Below are 16,641 nucleotides of genomic sequence, written 5' to 3'. Positions count from 1 at the left end.
CTAAGGGAAAATAGACCAATTATTTTTCTCTCTGATCATGCAGCTGAGCAATCTGGCCGTACTGTTGTATGTTAGTCAGCTTTAATTTGACTTCAGGATTTCCTGCTTGAAACAAAGAAATCCCTTTACCTAATACTGTAGGAATAATAGAAAGAATCATTTCATCCACCAGCTGTTTTCTCATGAACTTACTAACTAACTCCGCACCACCGACTAGCCAAATCCTTGAGTCACCCTTTAGATTTCCGATGAAATCTCCCACATCTTCATTTACAAATTCCACATGCTCGTCTTTACCTTTCGCACTTCTAGAAAAGACGTAGCAGGTCTTATCTTGATAAGGAAATTCTTCTGCTAGTGTATGAATCTGTTGATACGTTTTGTTTCCCATGATCACCGTATCAATATTTTTAAAGAAATCGCCGTATCCATTATCCCCTGCACCTTCTGTCTCTTCAAGCCAATCTATGCTTCCATTCTCTCTTGCTATATGTCTATCCATGCTTGTAGCTATATACATAACGATATGCTTTTGTGATACCATTTTTTTTGCTCCTTTCTACAAAAAAAAGACCTCCAAATGGAAGTCTTATAGGTGGTCAATTTTAATTGTTTCTATTGCATTGATATGAATACCGAGCCAACTCGATGCGATTGACCCAAACATATCTCTTGAACCAGTTGTGTAAAAACGATGAACCGGACGCTGCTTGCTTTTATTGATTAATCGATAGTAATCCAAAATAACGCTTGCCTCACGGGCTGTCTCTTCCCCAGAGGAAATGACTTGTACTTTATCTCCCATATACTCTGAGATTACAGGCCCTAACAGCGGATAATGGGTACAGCCAAGGATTAATGTATCGATTTTCGTTTTCTTTAACGGGTTTAAAGTTTGAGCCACAACCCTATTCACGATTTTCCCTTGAAACTCTCCGCTTTCTACGATGGGGACAAATTTTGGACAAGCTAAACTATCCACTTTCACATCCGAATTGATGGAGGCCAGAGCGTCGTCATAGGCCTTGCTTTTCACTGTACCTTCTGTGCCAATTACTCCAATATGTAGAGAATTAGAAACCTTTAATGCCGCCCTTGCCCCTGGATGAATAACACCCAATACAGGAATCGGAAGTATCGCTCTAATTTCATCGAGCACCGCTGCAGTCGCAGTATTGCAGGCAATGATTAACATTTTAATATCCTTCTTCAATAAGAACCTTGTCATTTGCCAAGTGAAGGTTTGGACATCTTTTTTCGACCTTGGTCCATAAGGGCATCTTGCGGTATCGCCCAAGTAAATTATATTTTCATTTGGTAGCTGGCGCATGACTTCTTTAGCCACTGTCAAACCACCTACCCCCGAATCAATGATTCCTATTGGTTGTTTCAAAAATCTCGCCTCATTTTTCTTTCATTTCTTGATGTAGTTTTGCTAAAGTCCCACTTAGGGAAACGATATCGGATTCGCTGAAATTGACTAAAACGCCACTCAAGTACTGCTGCCGTTTGTTGATCACTTCTTCGATAATCCGTTCGCCTTCTTCAAGAAGGTGAATGCGAACCACACGCCGGTCTTTCTCATCCTTGACGCGCTGAACAAGCTGATGTTTCTCCATGCGGTCAATCAGTTCCGTCGTTGTGCTAAAGGCAAGAAACATCTTCGTTGACAATTCGCCAATCGTCATGTCGCCCGCTTCAAAAAGCCATTGCAAAGCCAGAAACTGAGGAATAGTAATTTTATAATCACTAAGAATTTCCCGTCCCCTTTGCTTAAGCCATGACGAAACATAGCGCAATTCCCTTTCAATCTCGACCACATGTGCAGCCTGATTCTCTTCACCCATACATCCAGCTCCCCACTTCATGAAACTTATCATACTACCATTTTGGGGGAAAGTGAAATAAATTTCAAGATAGATTATCTAAAGGATATAATGAAACCCCCTCCATTAAAATAAGCAGCATCTAAAGAAGTCAACACAATGAGAAATTATCTCAGACTTCCTTAAATGCTGCCAATGAATGGGAGAGAAAAAATATATAAGGCTTACGTATTAATGAGTCAACACATTAAAGCTTAAGTTCTCCCATACGAAGGAGTTCTATAACTGCCTGCGAACGTCCTTTGACTCCAAGCTTCTGCATCGCATTTGAAATATGGTTTCGAACTGTTTTTTCGCTAATAAACAATTCACCTGCGATTTCTTTTGTTGTTTTATCTTGTACTAGTAACTCAAATACTTCTTTTTCTCTTTTGGTGAGTAGTGGCTTATGAGTGAATTCGTTCTCCTTCAAGTAATGTTACCCTCCTTGCCTTCACCAGCATAAAACCCGGAGTGGGTGTCTATTTAGTCAAGATATAGTATGTCGGCTGGGGCAAGGGAGTGACTCTTTTACTTGTCTAATTGAAATTTTATTTAAGAATGTTTGACTTTTGTTCGCGCCATACGTTCCTTCATCTCTTCCGGCCAAGGAATCGGATTCCCAGTGGTTTTAGAGACTTGGACAATAGTTCCTCTACCCGTCAAGCAAACCGAACCATCTTGCTTGGTTCCCATGTAATGAATGTCCACAGAAGAATTCCCGACACGGGCCGCTTTTACATAGATCATCAATTGATCGTTAAAAAAAACCTGCTGGATATAATCACACTGTAAATCGGCAACAACCGGTATCTCATTGCTTCCATCCGAAGTCCAATCCTTCATAAAACCCATGCTATTAAAATACTCAATTCGTGCTTCCTCAAAATAGGTAAATGGAACCGTATTATTCAAATGACCGAACATATCCGTTTCCGAAAAACGGACCTTAATTTCATGTTTAAAAGAAAAGTCGTCGCCCCATTCTTTTATATTATCGATATATGATATTCTGTTCAATCTGTGCACCCCCTTATAAAATGAATGACTATTCACTCATTTTATAAGAAAAAATAGATAATGGAAAGGATTTTATATTCTCATCCTGTAAATATGATGGATTCGACCACTTAATTGTTGAAGCATACATACACCCAAATAATAGCTTTATTGTATTAGATCCCGGATTGACCGATCACGATATCGTAGAAGAATGCACAGCTGATTTTGCTAATAAGACTATCGTTAACATCTATTACAACCACGATGAACATCTATATCAGATAGAACCTAGATCTGCAAATGAGATAGTTTGGTATCACAGTCGTCCAGATGAATCCAATCAATTCAGCGTACTGAGTGAAATTTGGGATATCGATGATATGATTCCATTTACAAAATTTCAATTAGAAAAATAATACGTATCCGGTTCATAGACAACACATTTGTGTCATTTTTATGGGCCGTTTATTTCTTTACCTCACTCTTTCAACAAAATTGATATTATGTTGAAAGAGTGGATTTCAATATTTATCCCCTCTTTTTCAAAATGTGACACAAAAGTGATGTCTTTCCATGTTATGCTTTTAACAAACAAATAAGGAGCTGTAAACATGATTAGAATATTTGTTGTCATTTTACTTGCTAGCTTAATGCTAATTGGTTGTTCTTCTCAATCGAATGTAAAAACTTCGAATGTAAAGGCATCTAAAGAAGGGTCTGAATATAACGATATCGCAGAGGATATTTATCAAACAAACAAAAACGACAATAAACAAACAGTGATACTTGAAATCGATTCGAAATAATATTCGAAAAAAGAGCGACTGCATTCAATTAGCAATCGCTCTTTTATTTATTTTATCTAGTTCTATAGTAGTTTTCAGCTGTGTATATAGGCCAGCTCCAAAACGGTACACCTTGTGAAATAATGTAGCGGTCTAAGAAGATTTCAAAGTTAAGGTTTAGAGTTTTTATATCTGTAAATTCCAAAATGTTAAGGTAATTTGGATCCCCACCCTTTAGTTTTTCTATATCTAATATTAGATAACAGTCTTCCAATAGGTGTGCGATAGGAATCCCATGTTCACTTATATATTCAACTTCTTGAGTTTCTTTTATTTCATCTAAGTTAAAAAAATGAAGACCGCCCCCTATGTTAACACCGTCGTCATTGACTGATTCATATATTCTTGCCCCATTATGGAGTGTCAAGAACGCCTTGTAGTCTTCAGGAAGCTTGATACCTTGTTCACTTTCAAACTTTTCAACTTCAGTTGTCTTTATTGGAGCGTTAAAAGAACACGAAACGCTATAGACTTCCCCTTCCTCTGCTACTGACTTCATTTGGTCTTTGTTATCCAACAATTTCTTTAATCCGGACAATGTACTTTGTACAAAATGACTCACTTCACTAATCCCTCCAATATCAATTAATAGGAAGCCCACCAAGGATTAACTGTTTTTTGATGGAGATCTCTTGGCAACGGAAATAAATTAGACATCGCATTCGTTCCGCCATATTTTAATGGTAATTCATGATGTATATCAGCATTAGGCCATTTTGGTCCCCAATTTGGATCTCCATATGTTTTAATATACCATGGCATGAATTTATCCTTAAGTTTAGTATCTCTCTTAGTTCGTTTTTCTTCTGGTACTACCGCTATATTAGCTTTTGTCGGAGTCCACATAGTCGTTCTATTGTGTGAATTGTATATTTCAGGATAAGTAACTGTCTTTTTATTAACTAATACCTCTTCTGTTGCTCCATCACTAGTTTTTGTGCCACTACCTGTCCATCCCGCCGTAGTTCTTGAATAGGTTTGGTAAAAATGCGTAGTTTAATTATTGTAAGTCTTAGATGTTTTTTTACCTATTTTTATATCTGCACCTTGCCACTTCGTATCATATTTGGTTTGTTTTTCCGTATTTTTATAAACGAATAAATGACACAATTAATAAGTCTTTAATAAAAAGAACCCCAGATAAAACAATATAAAGATAATATCCCCACCATTAAAATCCGTTATTTCTCACCTTAATTTTAGATGTGAATCTGTTCACACTTTTTTAGACAAAAAAAGAACCTATATCCTAAGATACAGGTTCTTTTCTCATTATTAAACTTCGTCGCTTCCGAAGAAGTTACGGAATTGTTGAATAGTAGTATCACGGTTTAATGCTGCAATCGATGTAGTCAAAGGAATTCCTTTAGGGCAAGACTGCACACAGTTTTGTGAGTTACCGCAGTTTGCAAGGCCCCCATCAGACATAATTGTATTTAAACGTTCAGCTTTGTTCATTGCACCAGTTGGATGTGCATTGAATAAACGAACTTGTGATAATGGTTGTGGTCCCATGAAGTCTGAATTGCTGTTTACGTTCGGACAAGCTTCTAAACATACACCACAAGTCATACATTTAGATAATTCGTAAGCCCATTGACGTTTCTTTTCTGGCATACGTGGTCCTGGTCCAAGATTGTACGTACCATCGATTGGAATCCAAGCTTTTACCTTTTTCAATGAGTCGAACATACGGCTACGGTCGACTTGAAGGTCACGAACAACAGGGAAAGTACGCATTGGAGCAAGACGAACCGGCTGTTCTAATTGGTCAATAAGAGCTGTACAAGATTGTCTAGGTTTACCATTGATAACCATTGAACAAGCACCACATACTTCTTCAAGACAGTTCATGTCCCAAGCGATTGCTGTAGTGTGTTTGCCTTGTACTGTTACTGGATTACGACGAATTTCCATTAGAGCGGAAATTACATTCATATTCGGACGGTACGCTAATTCAAATTCCTCATCATAAGGAGCTGAATCCGGTGTATCTTGACGAGTGATTATAAAACGGACTGTTTTAGTCTCAGATTTAGTTTCAACCATTTTTTTGCTCCCCCTCTTTAATGTTTCGTAGTGTAATCACGTTTACGTGGTGCGATAAGTGATACATCAATATCTTCATAATGGAATTCAGGCGCTTGATCCAAGCCTTTGAATGTCGCCATTGTTGTTTTCATGAATTCCTCATCATTACGTTGTGGGAAATCAGGTTTGTAATGAGCTCCGCGGCTTTCGTCACGGTTTAAAGCACCAATTGTGATTACACGTGCTAATTGCATCATGTTTTGAAGCTGTCTAGTGAAGGCAGCTCCTTGGTTGCTCCATTTAGCAGTGTCATTGATGTTAATTTTCTTGTAACGTTCCATCAACTCAAGAATCTTGTTATCAGTTTCTTTCAACTTGTCATTGTAACGAACTACAGTAACATGCTGTGTCATCCACTCACCAAGTTCTTTGTGTAGAACATACGCGTTTTCATTACCATCAAGAGACATGACATCATTCCATTTTTCTTGTTGTTGTTTTTCGTAACCATCAAACAATGAAGAAGGAATAGACTCTGAAGTTTTATCAAGGCCTTCAATATATTTAACTGCATTCGGTCCAGCAACTGAACCACCATAGATTGCAGAAAGAAGTGAATTCGCACCTAAACGGTTACCGCCATGTTGAGAGTAATCACACTCACCTGCAGCAAATAAACCTTTAATGTTTGTCATTTGGTCATAATCTACCCAAAGTCCGCCCATAGAATAGTGAACTGCAGGGAAGATTTTCATTGGAACTTTACGAGGATCTTCACCCATGAATTTCTCGTAGATTTCAATGATTCCGCCAAGTTTGATATCAAGTTCTTTAGGGTCTTTATGAGAAAGATCCAGGTAAACCATGTTTTCTCCATTAATACCAAGCTTCATGTTCATACATACGTCGAAGATTTCACGAGTCGCGATATCACGAGGTACAAGGTTACCATAAGCAGGGTATTTTTCTTCTAGGAAATACCAAGGTTTTCCGTCTTTATATGTCCAGATACGTCCACCTTCACCACGAGCAGATTCACTCATTAGACGAAGCTTATCATCTCCAGGGATTGCAGTTGGATGAATTTGAATGAATTCACCATTTGCATAATTTACACCTTGTTGATAAACAATGGATGCTGCTGAACCTGTATTAATCATTGAGTTAGTTGATTTACCGAAAATGATTCCAGGACCACCGCTCGCCATGATGACAGCGTCGCCAGGGAATGATTTGATTTCCATTGAAGTCAAGTTCTGTGCTACGATACCGCGTGCTGTTTGGTCGTCATCGATAACAGCTCCAAGGAATTCCCAGCCTTCATATTTCGTTACAAGGCCTTCTACTTCATAACGACGAACCTGCTCGTCCAATGCGTAAAGTAATTGCTGACCAGTTGTTGCACCAGCAAATGCTGTACGGCTATGTTGAGTTCCACCGAAACGACGGAAATCAAGAAGACCTTCCGGAGTACGGTTAAACATTACGCCCATACGGTCAAACATATGGATAATCGATGGTGCTGCTTCGCACATCGCTTTAACCGGTGGTTGGTTAGCTAAGAAATCTCCGCCATAAACTGTATCATCAAAGTGGATATATGGAGAATCCCCTTCACCTTTTGTATTTACTGCCCCATTGATTCCGCCTTGGGCACAAACTGAGTGAGAGCGTTTAACAGGTACTAAAGAAAATAAATCTACCTGTTGTCCCAGCTCTGCTGCTTTGATCGTAGCCATTAAACCAGCTAGACCTCCACCAACGATAATAATTTTACCTTTACCCAATTCTGTCACTCCCTTATTTCCATTAGCAAAGCTATGTTTTTCCTAATACTTATAAATAAACTCTATCTTCTTATACGAAAGCGAAAATTGCGCTAACCCCTACATAAGAAAGAAGAACGAAAACGATCAAAGTAACGTAAGTCATGATTTTTTGCGATTTAGGTGAAACTGTTAGACCCCAGCTCACTGCAAATGACCATAATCCATTAGAGAAGTGGAAAATTGTCGAAATGACCCCAACTAAATAAAATGCAATCATAAATGGATTAGAGAAAATCTCTGCCATCATGTCAAAGTCAACCTCTGCACCTAATGCTGCTTGAATTCTAGTTGACCAAACATGCCAAACTAGGAAAATCAACGTAATGATTCCGCTTAGACGTTGTAAAAAGAACATCCAATTCCGGAAAAATCCAAATCTACCCAAATTATTTTTAGCAGTAAACGCGATATAAATCCCGTAAACTGCATGATAAATCAAAGGTAAGAAAATGATGAAGATTTCCAAGAAATAACGAAACGGTATGCTTTCTAAGAAATGTGCTGCTGAATTAAATGATTCCGGTCCCTTTGTTGCCATATAGTTGGTAACTAAATGCTCCAACAAAAACAGCCCGATCGGAATAACTCCAAGTAGTGAATGAAGTTTACGATTCCCAAACTCACGATTTTTTGCCACTAAGTGCCCCCCCTTAATTTGTGAAAAATCATGCAAAGATAAACTGGTGGCTACCTTTTATCTCCGCGTGAAAATAAAGTATAGAGTTTGAAACATCCCTATACTTTCTTACAATTATGTGACATGTCCATTTTACTCCTGACTTCTATGTGCGTCAAGAAAACGGATACAAGAATTCTCTTTTTCAGAATAGATTTTATTGGTTAAAATTGTATAATTTTTAATTGTCAAGATTATAACTTGGAGAAATTAGTAATTAATCTATTAATATCCCGGAATAATTTCTCATTTTTTCCCAATTACGATTGAAATAATAAAAAAACAGTATAATTTGCAAAAGAAAAACGTTTATAATAGATTTACAGAAAGAGGCGATAAACTATGAAAAAAAATATTGCTGCAGCGATAGAAGAAGAAGAACTTCAAACAGAAGAATCTCATGTTCCAGCTTTCGGCTACGAATTAATCCGAGAAGTTTTATTGAACGATATTCTCGGAAAAGATTCTAATCAAATTCTCTATTGGGCAGGTAAACAATTAGCGAGAAAATTCCCACTGAATGGCGAACAGGAAGTTGTTGCATTTTTCCAAAATGCAGGCTGGGGCCATCTTGAAATCATAAAGTTTTCGAAAACCGAGATGGAATTATCCTTAACAGGTGAAATAATCAGCCGTCGCTTAGATCTTCATCCTGACTGTCACTTCCAACTTGAAGCCGGTTTCCTTGCCGAGCAGTTTACACTGCAGAAAAAATTCTTAAGTGAATCGACAGAAGAAATCAAACGCCGTGCAAAAAAAGTGACATTTACCATTCAATGGGATCCTAGAGACCCAATCTAATGAGCCTAAAAACAGACTTACCCTTTTTATCGGAAGTCTGTTTTTCATTAGACTCCAAGCAATCAAACAAGCACTTTTGCATGCTGTCCTAATTTAAACGCTTCATGAAGTGCTTCGACTGCCTTCACCATTTCCTTTTCATTGACGACAGTTGAGACTTTAATTTCAGATGTGCTGACCATTTTCACTTGAATACCTGTGTTAGCCATCACTTCAAACATTTCGGCAGCCACTCCCGGATTAGATACCATTCCTGAACCGACGATAGACACTTTGGCCAATCCGCCCTCCGTTTCTATTCTATCGAATGCCAATTGGTCTTTATTTTTTTCTAGCACGTTTAAAACAGCTTCCGTATCTTCACTTTTTATGGAGAAAGAAAGGTTTGTTGTATCCTCTGCTGTCATGCTTTGGATAATAATGTCAACGTTTATTCGGTTTTTTGCAAGTGTCATGAAAATTGTGGATAATGATCCTAGTGATCGGGGCAAACCATTCACTGTGACCCTTGTAATACTGTCTTCAAAAGCAATACCGCGTACAATTAAATTTTCTTCCATAGTTGCTTCCTCCTCAATGGTAGTTCCTGCTTCTTTCTCCATACTCGAACGGACTTCAAGCGGAATCTGGTGGTTTTTCGCATACTCAACAGCTCTTGGATGAAGGACACCCGCCCCTAGATTGGCAAGTTCTAGCATTTCATCGTAAGAAATAGATTGCAGTTTTCGAGCATCTTTTATGTAACGTGGGTCTGTTGTAAATACACCCGTTACATCGGTATAAATATCACATCGGTCCGCATTTAATGCTGCAGCAATAGCCACTGCAGTCGTATCAGACCCGCCCCGCCCTAGTGTCGTGATTTCTCCATTTGCATCATTCCCTTGGAAACCTGCAACGACCACAATTTTCTTTGCCTGAAGCTGAGCTTGAATTCTCGAAGCATCAATGTTTAAAATCCGGGCATTCCCATGAACGGATTCTGTTTGCATGCCAGCCTGCCAGCCGGTGAAAGAAATAGCTTCACGCCCCGCTTCAATTAAAGCCATCGTTAACAGGGAAATCGTGACCTGCTCTCCAGTCGTCAATAACATATCCATTTCCCTCTTGCTTGGATTTTTGGAAATATCTTGAGCCATGTAAACTAATTCATCTGTTGTTTTCCCCATAGCTGAAACAACGACAACTACCTCATTCCCATTCTCTGCTTCCTCGATTACTCGATTGGCAACATTTTTGATTTTCTCGACACTACCGACGGATGTCCCGCCAAATTTTTGAACGATTAATGCCATCCTAATGCACCCTCTTTATCTTTTTTAGGCAATAAAAAAAGCAATGAGAAATATCTCATTGCTGTGATCACGTATTTAATACAGTAAACACAGTGAGATAGCTCTCCAGGGTATACCCCCTGACAATCCGCCATTTATTAAATGTCAGACCAGAAAAACAAGGCATGAGTCTTGTCCTCCTTCGGCGTTATCCCCTTTCAAAACCTTTCATCGAAGCTCATACTTCTCCAGGTTTTTACTCTTGAATTCCGCACCTCTATCAGCACTTTTAAGTTGTCTAGTTGAAAATTCCTTCTTATCATAGCATAGAGAAATGTAGGTAGCAAGATTATTCTTGCAATTTTCTAACGATTCCTTCAGCTACTCCTTTTGGCATGCCTGCCTCTATAATTTGTTCTACCGATGCCTCTTTAATTTTTTTCAATGAACCAAAATGCCTTAACAATTGCTTTCTTCGTTTTTCTCCGACTCCAGGTATATCATCAAGCTGCGAGTGAACCGCATTTTTCCCGCGTAGCTGGCGATGAAACGTAATCGCAAACCGATGCACTTCGTCCTGAATTCTTTGCAACAGATAAAATTCCTGGCTACGCGAATCAAGCGGTACCAGTTCCAGCGGATTGCCAATCATCAATTGCGATGTTCTGTGCTTTTCATCCTTAATGAGACCAGAAAGCGGAATATCAAGACCCAGTTCATTTTCTAAAATATCTCGAACAGCCTCCACATGACCCTTTCCACCATCAATAATGATTAAATCCGGAAGTGGCAGCCCTTCTTTTAAAACTCGTGAATATCTTCTGCGTACAACTTCACGCATCGATTCATAGTCATCGGGTCCCTGGACAGTTTTGATTTTATATTTGCGATACTCTCTTTTTTCCGGCTTACCGTCAATAAACACAACTAAAGCGGAAACCGGATCACTGCCCTGAATGTTCGAGTTATCAAAAGCCTCGATCCGATGCGGGGTATAGATGCCTAATTGCACCCCAAGATTTTCCACCGCATTGATCGTTCTTGCTTCATCCCGTTCAATCAAAGAAAACTTTTCCTGAAGGGCTATGGCAGCATTTTTATTCGCCAATTTAAGCATATCCTTTTTCGATCCCCGTTTTGGATGAATCGTCTTCACGCCAAGCAGCCCTTCAGCCATTTCCGCATCTACTGACTCTGGCAGCAAAATTTCCTTTGGTTTAAAGTGATTGGTAATCTCGTAAAACTGACCTAGGAATGTAAGAAGTTCCTGATCCGGTTCATCATACACTGGAAACAGGGAAACATCCCTTTCTATCAATTTCCCTTGTCGCACAAAAAATACCTGAACACACATCCAGCCTTTATCATAGGCATAGCCAAATACATCACGGTCGATAAAATCAGTCGTCATCATTTTTTGCTTCTCCATCGTGATATCGATGTGGGCAATTTTGTCACGGAACTCCTTTGCCCTTTCGAAATCAAGCTCTTCTGATGCCTCTAACATTTTTTCTGTCAGTTCTTTTTTTATCTCAGTATGGCCGCCGTTTAAAAATCGGTTGATATCATCCACCATTTTTTTATATTCCTGTTCCTCTACATCATACACACATGGAGCCAGGCACTGCCCGAGGTGGTAATAGAGACAAACGCGATCCGGTAGGGTATTGCATTTTCTAAGAGGATAGATGCGGTCGAGTAATTTTTTCGTTTCATTGGCCGCAAAGGCATTCGGATACGGACCGAAATATTTACCTTTATCTTTTTTGACTTTTCTCGTAATGATTAGACGCGGATGCCGTTCAGCAGTCAACTTGATGAATGGATACGTCTTGTCATCCTTCAGCATGATATTATATTTTGGATCATGTTTTTTGATTAAGTTTAACTCTAAAATGAGAGCCTCAATATTTGACGAGGTAACGATGTATTCAAAATCGTCTATCTCATTAACGAGTCGTAACGTTTTCCCATCATGGGAACCGGTGAAATAAGAGCGCACACGGTTTTTTAATACTTTCGCTTTTCCTACATAAATGATCGTTCCCTGACGATCCTTCATTAAATAACAACCTGGTTGATCGGGAAGAAGGGCAAGTTTATTCTTTATTTGTTGGTTCATACATTCAGCCTCCTGTTCTCCCTTTTTACAATTAATTATATATCAAGATAGCGAAAAAAGCTTCAAGTCCGCAGACTTGAAGCTTTTTTTAGCTAACTTAATATTAAGCGTGTTTTGCAATAAGTTCAGCAAGAGCTTCTTTAGGTTGGAAACCAACAACTTTATCTACTACTTCACCGTCTTTTAGGACGATTAATGTCGGAATGCTCATTACGCCGAATTTTCCAGCTGTTTCTTGGTTTTCGTCTACATCCACTTTTACGATTTTAGCTGTGTCGCCAATTTCAGTATCAAGCTCTTGAAGAACAGGAGCAATCATTTTACAAGGTCCACACCATGGAGCCCAGAAGTCTACAAGAACGACACCTTCGCTAGTATCAGTTGTGAAAGTTTGGTCAGTTGCATTTACAATAGCCATATATATATCCTCCTCAAATTTACTCAAATAACTAAAGACAGTATACCATTGTTACTAGAATCGATGCTAATATTTTGCTTCAGTGGTAGGATGTCCAAAAACAGAGTAAATATACAGGTTTCTTACCTCTTCCTGATAGCTTAATTATTAATTAAAAATACAACACACAAAAAAAAAAAAAGGCATTTATCAGTTAACTGTCAAATGCCTTGTTCCTTACCTATATTGTTTATACTTTAAATGCTTTCTATTACGCGTTCACTTTTAACTTTTTGAATTCTTCTGTTAGTAATGGAATGACTTCAAAAAGATCACCGACAATTCCATAATCAGCTACGTTAAAAATGTTAGCTTCTGGATCTTTATTGATGGCAACGATAACTTTAGAGTTGGACATACCAGCTAAATGCTGAATAGCTCCAGAAATTCCGCAGGCAATATATAGGTCTGGAGTAACAACTTTACCCGTTTGGCCGATTTGCAAAGAGTAATCGCAATAGTCTGCATCACATGCACCACGAGAAGCACCGACTGCACCGCCAAGAACTTGAGCAAGTTCCTTTAATGGTTCAAAACCGTCTTCACTTTTTACGCCACGTCCGCCGGCAATGACTACTTTTGCTTCTGAAAGGTCGACCCCTTCACTTGCTTTTCTCACAACATCTTTAATAATCGTACGCAAGTCTTTAATATCTACACTTAACGTAGAAACATCACCAGAACGGGACTCATCTTTCGGCAATGGTTCAATATTGTTTGGACGAACAGTTGCAAACACAATTCCAGCTGTGACAATTTTCTTTTCAAATGCTTTACCAGAATAAATCGGGCGAGTGAAAACGATGTTTCCGCCTTCTTCTTCAATAGAAGTAACATCGGAGATTAAACCTGATTCAAGCTTGCCAGCTAGTTTTGGCGCTAGATCTTTTCCTAGTGCAGTATGACCGAAGAAAATGCCTTCTGGTTTTTCCTGCTCTATGACAGCAAGCAAGCTTTGCGCATAACCATCTGATGTATATTGTTTTAATTGATCATTTTCAACTGCTACAACTCGGTCTGCACCATACTGGATCAATTCATTCCCAAAATTTTGAACACTGTCACCAACTAAAACACCTACGATTTCTCCGCCATCTGCTGCAAGTTTAGCCGCACCGATTGCTTCAAATGATACATTTCTTAGTGAACCGTCGCGAACTTCGCCCAATACAAGAAACTTTCTAGCCATTTATAAAAACCTCCTGTGCTCTATTTTATCTTTTTGTTGTGTGTAGTATATTTTGAAAAGAACCGCTTCTATTAAATTACTTTTGCTTCACTGCGTAATAATTGAACAAGTTCGCTAACTTGATCGCTAATCTCGCCGTTCAGCACTTTTCCAGCCTCTTTTTTAGCAGGAAGGTAGATTTCAATTGTTTTTGTTTTTGCTTCAACATCTTCTTCTTCCAAATCCAAGTCGTCCAATTCTAATTCTTCAAGTGGTTTTTTCTTCGCTTTCATGATTCCTGGCAAAGAAGGATAACGTGGTTCGTTTAATCCTTGTTGAGCTGTTACTAGCAATGGAAGAGAGGCTTCGATTGTTTCAGAATCTCCTTCAACGTCACGGATAACGCTTACATTTCCAGCAGCGATGTCCAATTTAGTGATTGTTGTAATATATGGAATTCCCAAAATCTCAGCAACGCGCGGACCTACTTGGCCGGAGCCTCCGTCGATTGCTACGTTTCCAGCAATGATTAAATCAGCATTTTTACCTTTTAAGTATTCACCAATAATTTTGGCAGTCGTGAATTGATCGCCATTTTCTATGTCGTCTTCAATATTTATTAATACGGCTTTGTCAGCACCCATAGCAAGCGCAGTGCGCAATTGCTTTTCAGCTTCTTCAGTTCCAACGGAAATAACCGTTACTTCTCCACCTTGTGCATCACGAACTTGGATTGCTTCTTCTACAGCATACTCATCGTATGGGTTAATGATGAATTCTGCTCCATCCTCATTAATTTTCCCGTTAGAAAGTGTAATTTTTTCTTCTGTATCAAATGTTCTTTTCAGCAGCACATAAATGTTCACGATAATACCTCCCGAATAATTTGAGTTTTGAAGATTATGAATTTTTTAAACATACTACTTGTATTCTTCAGATTTCATCAAAATCCTGCATAATGTATAAAAATAAGTTATTAATTCACTAGTTTTGACATGAAACACTACTATTTCCCTTTAAATATTGCTTCTCTTTTTTCGATAAAAGCACCAATTCCTTCTTTTGCATCAGCAGTATCGAAGGCTTGGCAGAATAGGACAGCTTCTCTTTCTACACCTTTATAGTAGGAATCATGCTTAGTATAATTTAATAGTTCAATAGTCGACTTTAATGCAAGAGGGCTTTTCTTTGCGATTTTAAAGGCTAATTCCTTCGCTTTCGGAATAAGTTCTTCATCTGTGAAGGCATGATTAGCTAATCCACATTGCACAGCTTGTAATCCTGTAATTGGCTCACTTGTAAATAGCATTTCAGCGGCCATTGCCGTACCGACATAACGAGGTAACCGTTGTGTGCCTGCAAATCCAGGAATTAATCCAAGCTGTAGCTCAGGCAAACCTAGTTTTGCTCTTTCTGTTACTAAACGGATGTGACAGGCCATAGCCAGTTCCAATCCCCCGCCAAGCGCTGCTCCATGAATAGCTGCAATAACCGGTTTTGGAAAAGATTCAATTTTTTCAAATACAGATTGACCATTTTTGGTCAGTTTCTCGAAAGCTTTACCGTTTTCTACTTCTGTAAACTCTTTAATGTCTGCTCCAGCAGAGAAAAACCTACCTTCTCCATGAAGAAGGACAACCCGTACGTTCTCGTTCTCCGCAATTTGATCGAAGGCTTGTGACAGCTCTCTAATGATTACCGAAGACAACGCGTTTGCAGGTGCATGATTAATCGTTATAAAAGCAACATGATTCTCGATTGAAAGCTTAAGGTATTCCATATCTATCCCTCCCGGCATGCTAGTCAAACTTTTTTTGAAAATTCAATATGTATCACTTCCCCATAAAACTGGAAAGCTGATTAATCGATTTTTTTGAGGATGACTAAGCCACCCTCTATTAAAATCGTTAACTTTTCAAGCTGCATCCACCCAGTAGAAGGCGGTGAACATCTTTTGCAAGGTCTGAGAGTGAATACTTTTGCTCATTCATCACCCAAGTTGTCACTGTTTCGTCAATCGTTCCAAAAATCATCTGCCTAGCAAGTAAATGATTTAAATCCGGCGAAAATTCGCCGTTCTCTTTTCCTTCTATAATGATCTGATCAATTAAATTTAAATATCCTCTTAACACATCATTAATTCTTAGGCGTAATTCTTTATTCGACTGTCTTAATTCCAACTGAGTGACGATTGCTAAATTCACGTCTTCTGAAAGGATTTGAAAATGTTTTTGAATGAGCACATACAGCTTTTCTGAAGCTGAGCTCTTTCCCTTAAGTTCTTCTTCAATCTGTTCTACAAAATAGCCCATCTTTTCATGAAATAATGATATTAAAATATCTTCTTTATTTTTAAAATAAAGATAAATGGTGCCATCCGCTACGCCTGCTTGCTTGGCGATTTTGGATACTTGTGCTTGATAATAGCCGTTTTGGGCGATGATGATAACAGCTGCATCAATAATTTGATTATACTTCGGTCTGTTGCTTTTCACTGGATGTCCCCTTTCAGAAAATGAATGAATCATCATTCATATTTCTATCATAAAATGGCGACCCTTTACTGTCAAG

Annotated in this window: 19 protein-coding genes and 1 riboswitch; of the genes, 2 read left to right on the top strand and 17 right to left on the bottom strand. The window is 38.7% G+C overall.

The features are described 5' to 3' along the window. Positions 1–19: 19 nt before the first annotated feature. The 5 genes from JFU50_RS17420 to JFU50_RS17400 form a co-directional block, all read right to left on the bottom strand. Positions 20–544: a dihydrofolate reductase family protein gene (locus tag JFU50_RS17420; RefSeq protein ID WP_201223455.1), complete on the bottom strand. Its 525-nt coding sequence runs from the start codon at positions 542–544 to the stop codon at positions 20–22. Between the two features lie 45 nt (positions 545–589). Further along, positions 590–1,393, bottom strand: coding sequence for a glutamate racemase (gene racE, locus JFU50_RS17415; RefSeq protein WP_201186085.1), 804 nt, complete (start codon positions 1,391–1,393; stop codon positions 590–592). Between the two features lie 10 nt (positions 1,394–1,403). Continuing rightward, the gene (locus JFU50_RS17410) at positions 1,404–1,847 is read right to left on the bottom strand and encodes a MarR family winged helix-turn-helix transcriptional regulator (RefSeq protein ID WP_057218537.1); all 444 of its coding nucleotides are present in this window, start codon (positions 1,845–1,847) and stop codon (positions 1,404–1,406) included. Between the two features lie 226 nt (positions 1,848–2,073). Further along, positions 2,074–2,298 carry a helix-turn-helix domain-containing protein gene (locus JFU50_RS17405; RefSeq protein WP_028392149.1) on the bottom strand — a complete coding sequence of 75 codons (225 nt, stop codon included), beginning with the start codon at positions 2,296–2,298 and terminating at the stop codon, positions 2,074–2,076. A 122-nt stretch (positions 2,299–2,420) separates the two neighbouring features. Further along, the gene (locus tag JFU50_RS17400; RefSeq protein ID WP_201223454.1) at positions 2,421–2,885 is read right to left on the bottom strand and encodes an acyl-CoA thioesterase; all 465 of its coding nucleotides are present in this window, start codon (positions 2,883–2,885) and stop codon (positions 2,421–2,423) included. Between the two features lie 593 nt (positions 2,886–3,478). Here JFU50_RS17400 and JFU50_RS17390 point away from each other — a divergent pair. Beyond that, positions 3,479–3,673, top strand: a complete 195-nt coding sequence (locus JFU50_RS17390; RefSeq protein ID WP_201186089.1) for a hypothetical protein — start codon at positions 3,479–3,481, stop codon at positions 3,671–3,673. A gap of 52 nt (positions 3,674–3,725) precedes the next feature. Here the strand turns inward: JFU50_RS17390 and JFU50_RS17385 are convergent, their stop codons facing one another. The 5 genes from JFU50_RS17385 to JFU50_RS17365 all read right to left on the bottom strand — a co-directional run bounded on the left by JFU50_RS17385 (position 3,726) and on the right by JFU50_RS17365 (position 8,209). Beyond that, positions 3,726–4,274, bottom strand: a complete 549-nt coding sequence (locus tag JFU50_RS17385) for an SMI1/KNR4 family protein (protein WP_201186090.1) — start codon at positions 4,272–4,274, stop codon at positions 3,726–3,728. 23 nt (positions 4,275–4,297) lie between these two features. Further along, complete coding sequence (locus JFU50_RS17380; protein ID WP_201223452.1) at positions 4,298–4,558, bottom strand: HNH endonuclease signature motif containing protein; 261 nt, start codon at positions 4,556–4,558, stop codon at positions 4,298–4,300. Between the two features lie 429 nt (positions 4,559–4,987). Continuing rightward, positions 4,988–5,761, bottom strand: coding sequence for a succinate dehydrogenase iron-sulfur subunit (gene sdhB / locus JFU50_RS17375; RefSeq protein ID WP_053347215.1), 774 nt, complete (start codon positions 5,759–5,761; stop codon positions 4,988–4,990). 17 nt (positions 5,762–5,778) lie between these two features. Next, on the bottom strand, positions 5,779–7,530 hold the full coding sequence (sdhA, locus tag JFU50_RS17370) for a succinate dehydrogenase flavoprotein subunit (RefSeq protein WP_201186093.1): 1,752 nt from the start codon (positions 7,528–7,530) through the stop codon (positions 5,779–5,781). A 70-nt stretch (positions 7,531–7,600) separates the two neighbouring features. Next, positions 7,601–8,209 (bottom strand): succinate dehydrogenase cytochrome b558 subunit, encoded by a 609-nt coding sequence (locus JFU50_RS17365; RefSeq protein ID WP_201186095.1) that lies wholly within the window; start codon positions 8,207–8,209, stop codon positions 7,601–7,603. 381 nt (positions 8,210–8,590) lie between these two features. Between JFU50_RS17365 and JFU50_RS17360 the strand changes: the two genes are divergently transcribed. Further along, positions 8,591–9,049, top strand: coding sequence for a YslB family protein (locus JFU50_RS17360; RefSeq protein WP_201223451.1), 459 nt, complete (start codon positions 8,591–8,593; stop codon positions 9,047–9,049). Positions 9,050–9,111: 62 nt separating this feature from the next. Here JFU50_RS17360 and JFU50_RS17355 read toward each other — a convergent pair whose 3' ends face one another. The 7 genes from JFU50_RS17355 to JFU50_RS17325 all read right to left on the bottom strand — a co-directional run bounded on the left by JFU50_RS17355 (position 9,112) and on the right by JFU50_RS17325 (position 16,565). Beyond that, positions 9,112–10,344 carry an aspartate kinase gene (locus JFU50_RS17355; protein WP_201186098.1) on the bottom strand — a complete coding sequence of 411 codons (1,233 nt, stop codon included), beginning with the start codon at positions 10,342–10,344 and terminating at the stop codon, positions 9,112–9,114. A 90-nt stretch (positions 10,345–10,434) separates the two neighbouring features. Then, positions 10,435–10,611, bottom strand: a riboswitch (Lysine riboswitch). Positions 10,612–10,672: 61 nt separating this feature from the next. Next, positions 10,673–12,445 carry an excinuclease ABC subunit UvrC gene (uvrC, locus tag JFU50_RS17350; protein WP_201186100.1) on the bottom strand — a complete coding sequence of 591 codons (1,773 nt, stop codon included), beginning with the start codon at positions 12,443–12,445 and terminating at the stop codon, positions 10,673–10,675. A 103-nt stretch (positions 12,446–12,548) separates the two neighbouring features. Further along, positions 12,549–12,869, bottom strand: a complete 321-nt coding sequence (trxA, locus tag JFU50_RS17345; RefSeq protein ID WP_328113193.1) for a thioredoxin — start codon at positions 12,867–12,869, stop codon at positions 12,549–12,551. Positions 12,870–13,113: 244 nt separating this feature from the next. Further along, positions 13,114–14,091, bottom strand: coding sequence for an electron transfer flavoprotein subunit alpha/FixB family protein (locus JFU50_RS17340; RefSeq protein WP_201186102.1), 978 nt, complete (start codon positions 14,089–14,091; stop codon positions 13,114–13,116). A 71-nt stretch (positions 14,092–14,162) separates the two neighbouring features. Continuing rightward, on the bottom strand, positions 14,163–14,936 hold the full coding sequence (locus JFU50_RS17335; protein WP_201186103.1) for an electron transfer flavoprotein subunit beta/FixA family protein: 774 nt from the start codon (positions 14,934–14,936) through the stop codon (positions 14,163–14,165). 140 nt (positions 14,937–15,076) lie between these two features. Next, entirely contained in the window at positions 15,077–15,850 is a 774-nt protein-coding gene (locus tag JFU50_RS17330) for an enoyl-CoA hydratase (RefSeq protein ID WP_201223450.1), read from the bottom strand. 127 nt (positions 15,851–15,977) lie between these two features. Continuing rightward, positions 15,978–16,565 carry a TetR/AcrR family transcriptional regulator gene (locus tag JFU50_RS17325; RefSeq protein ID WP_201223449.1) on the bottom strand — a complete coding sequence of 196 codons (588 nt, stop codon included), beginning with the start codon at positions 16,563–16,565 and terminating at the stop codon, positions 15,978–15,980. Positions 16,566–16,641: the final 76 nt, after the last annotated feature.

This window comes from Peribacillus sp. TH14, assembly GCF_016651145.1.
Lineage (GTDB): Bacteria > Bacillota > Bacilli > Bacillales > DSM-1321 > Peribacillus > Peribacillus butanolivorans.
Note: the sequence above shows the minus strand (reverse complement) of the source record. Positions and strands in the feature narration are given on the sequence as shown.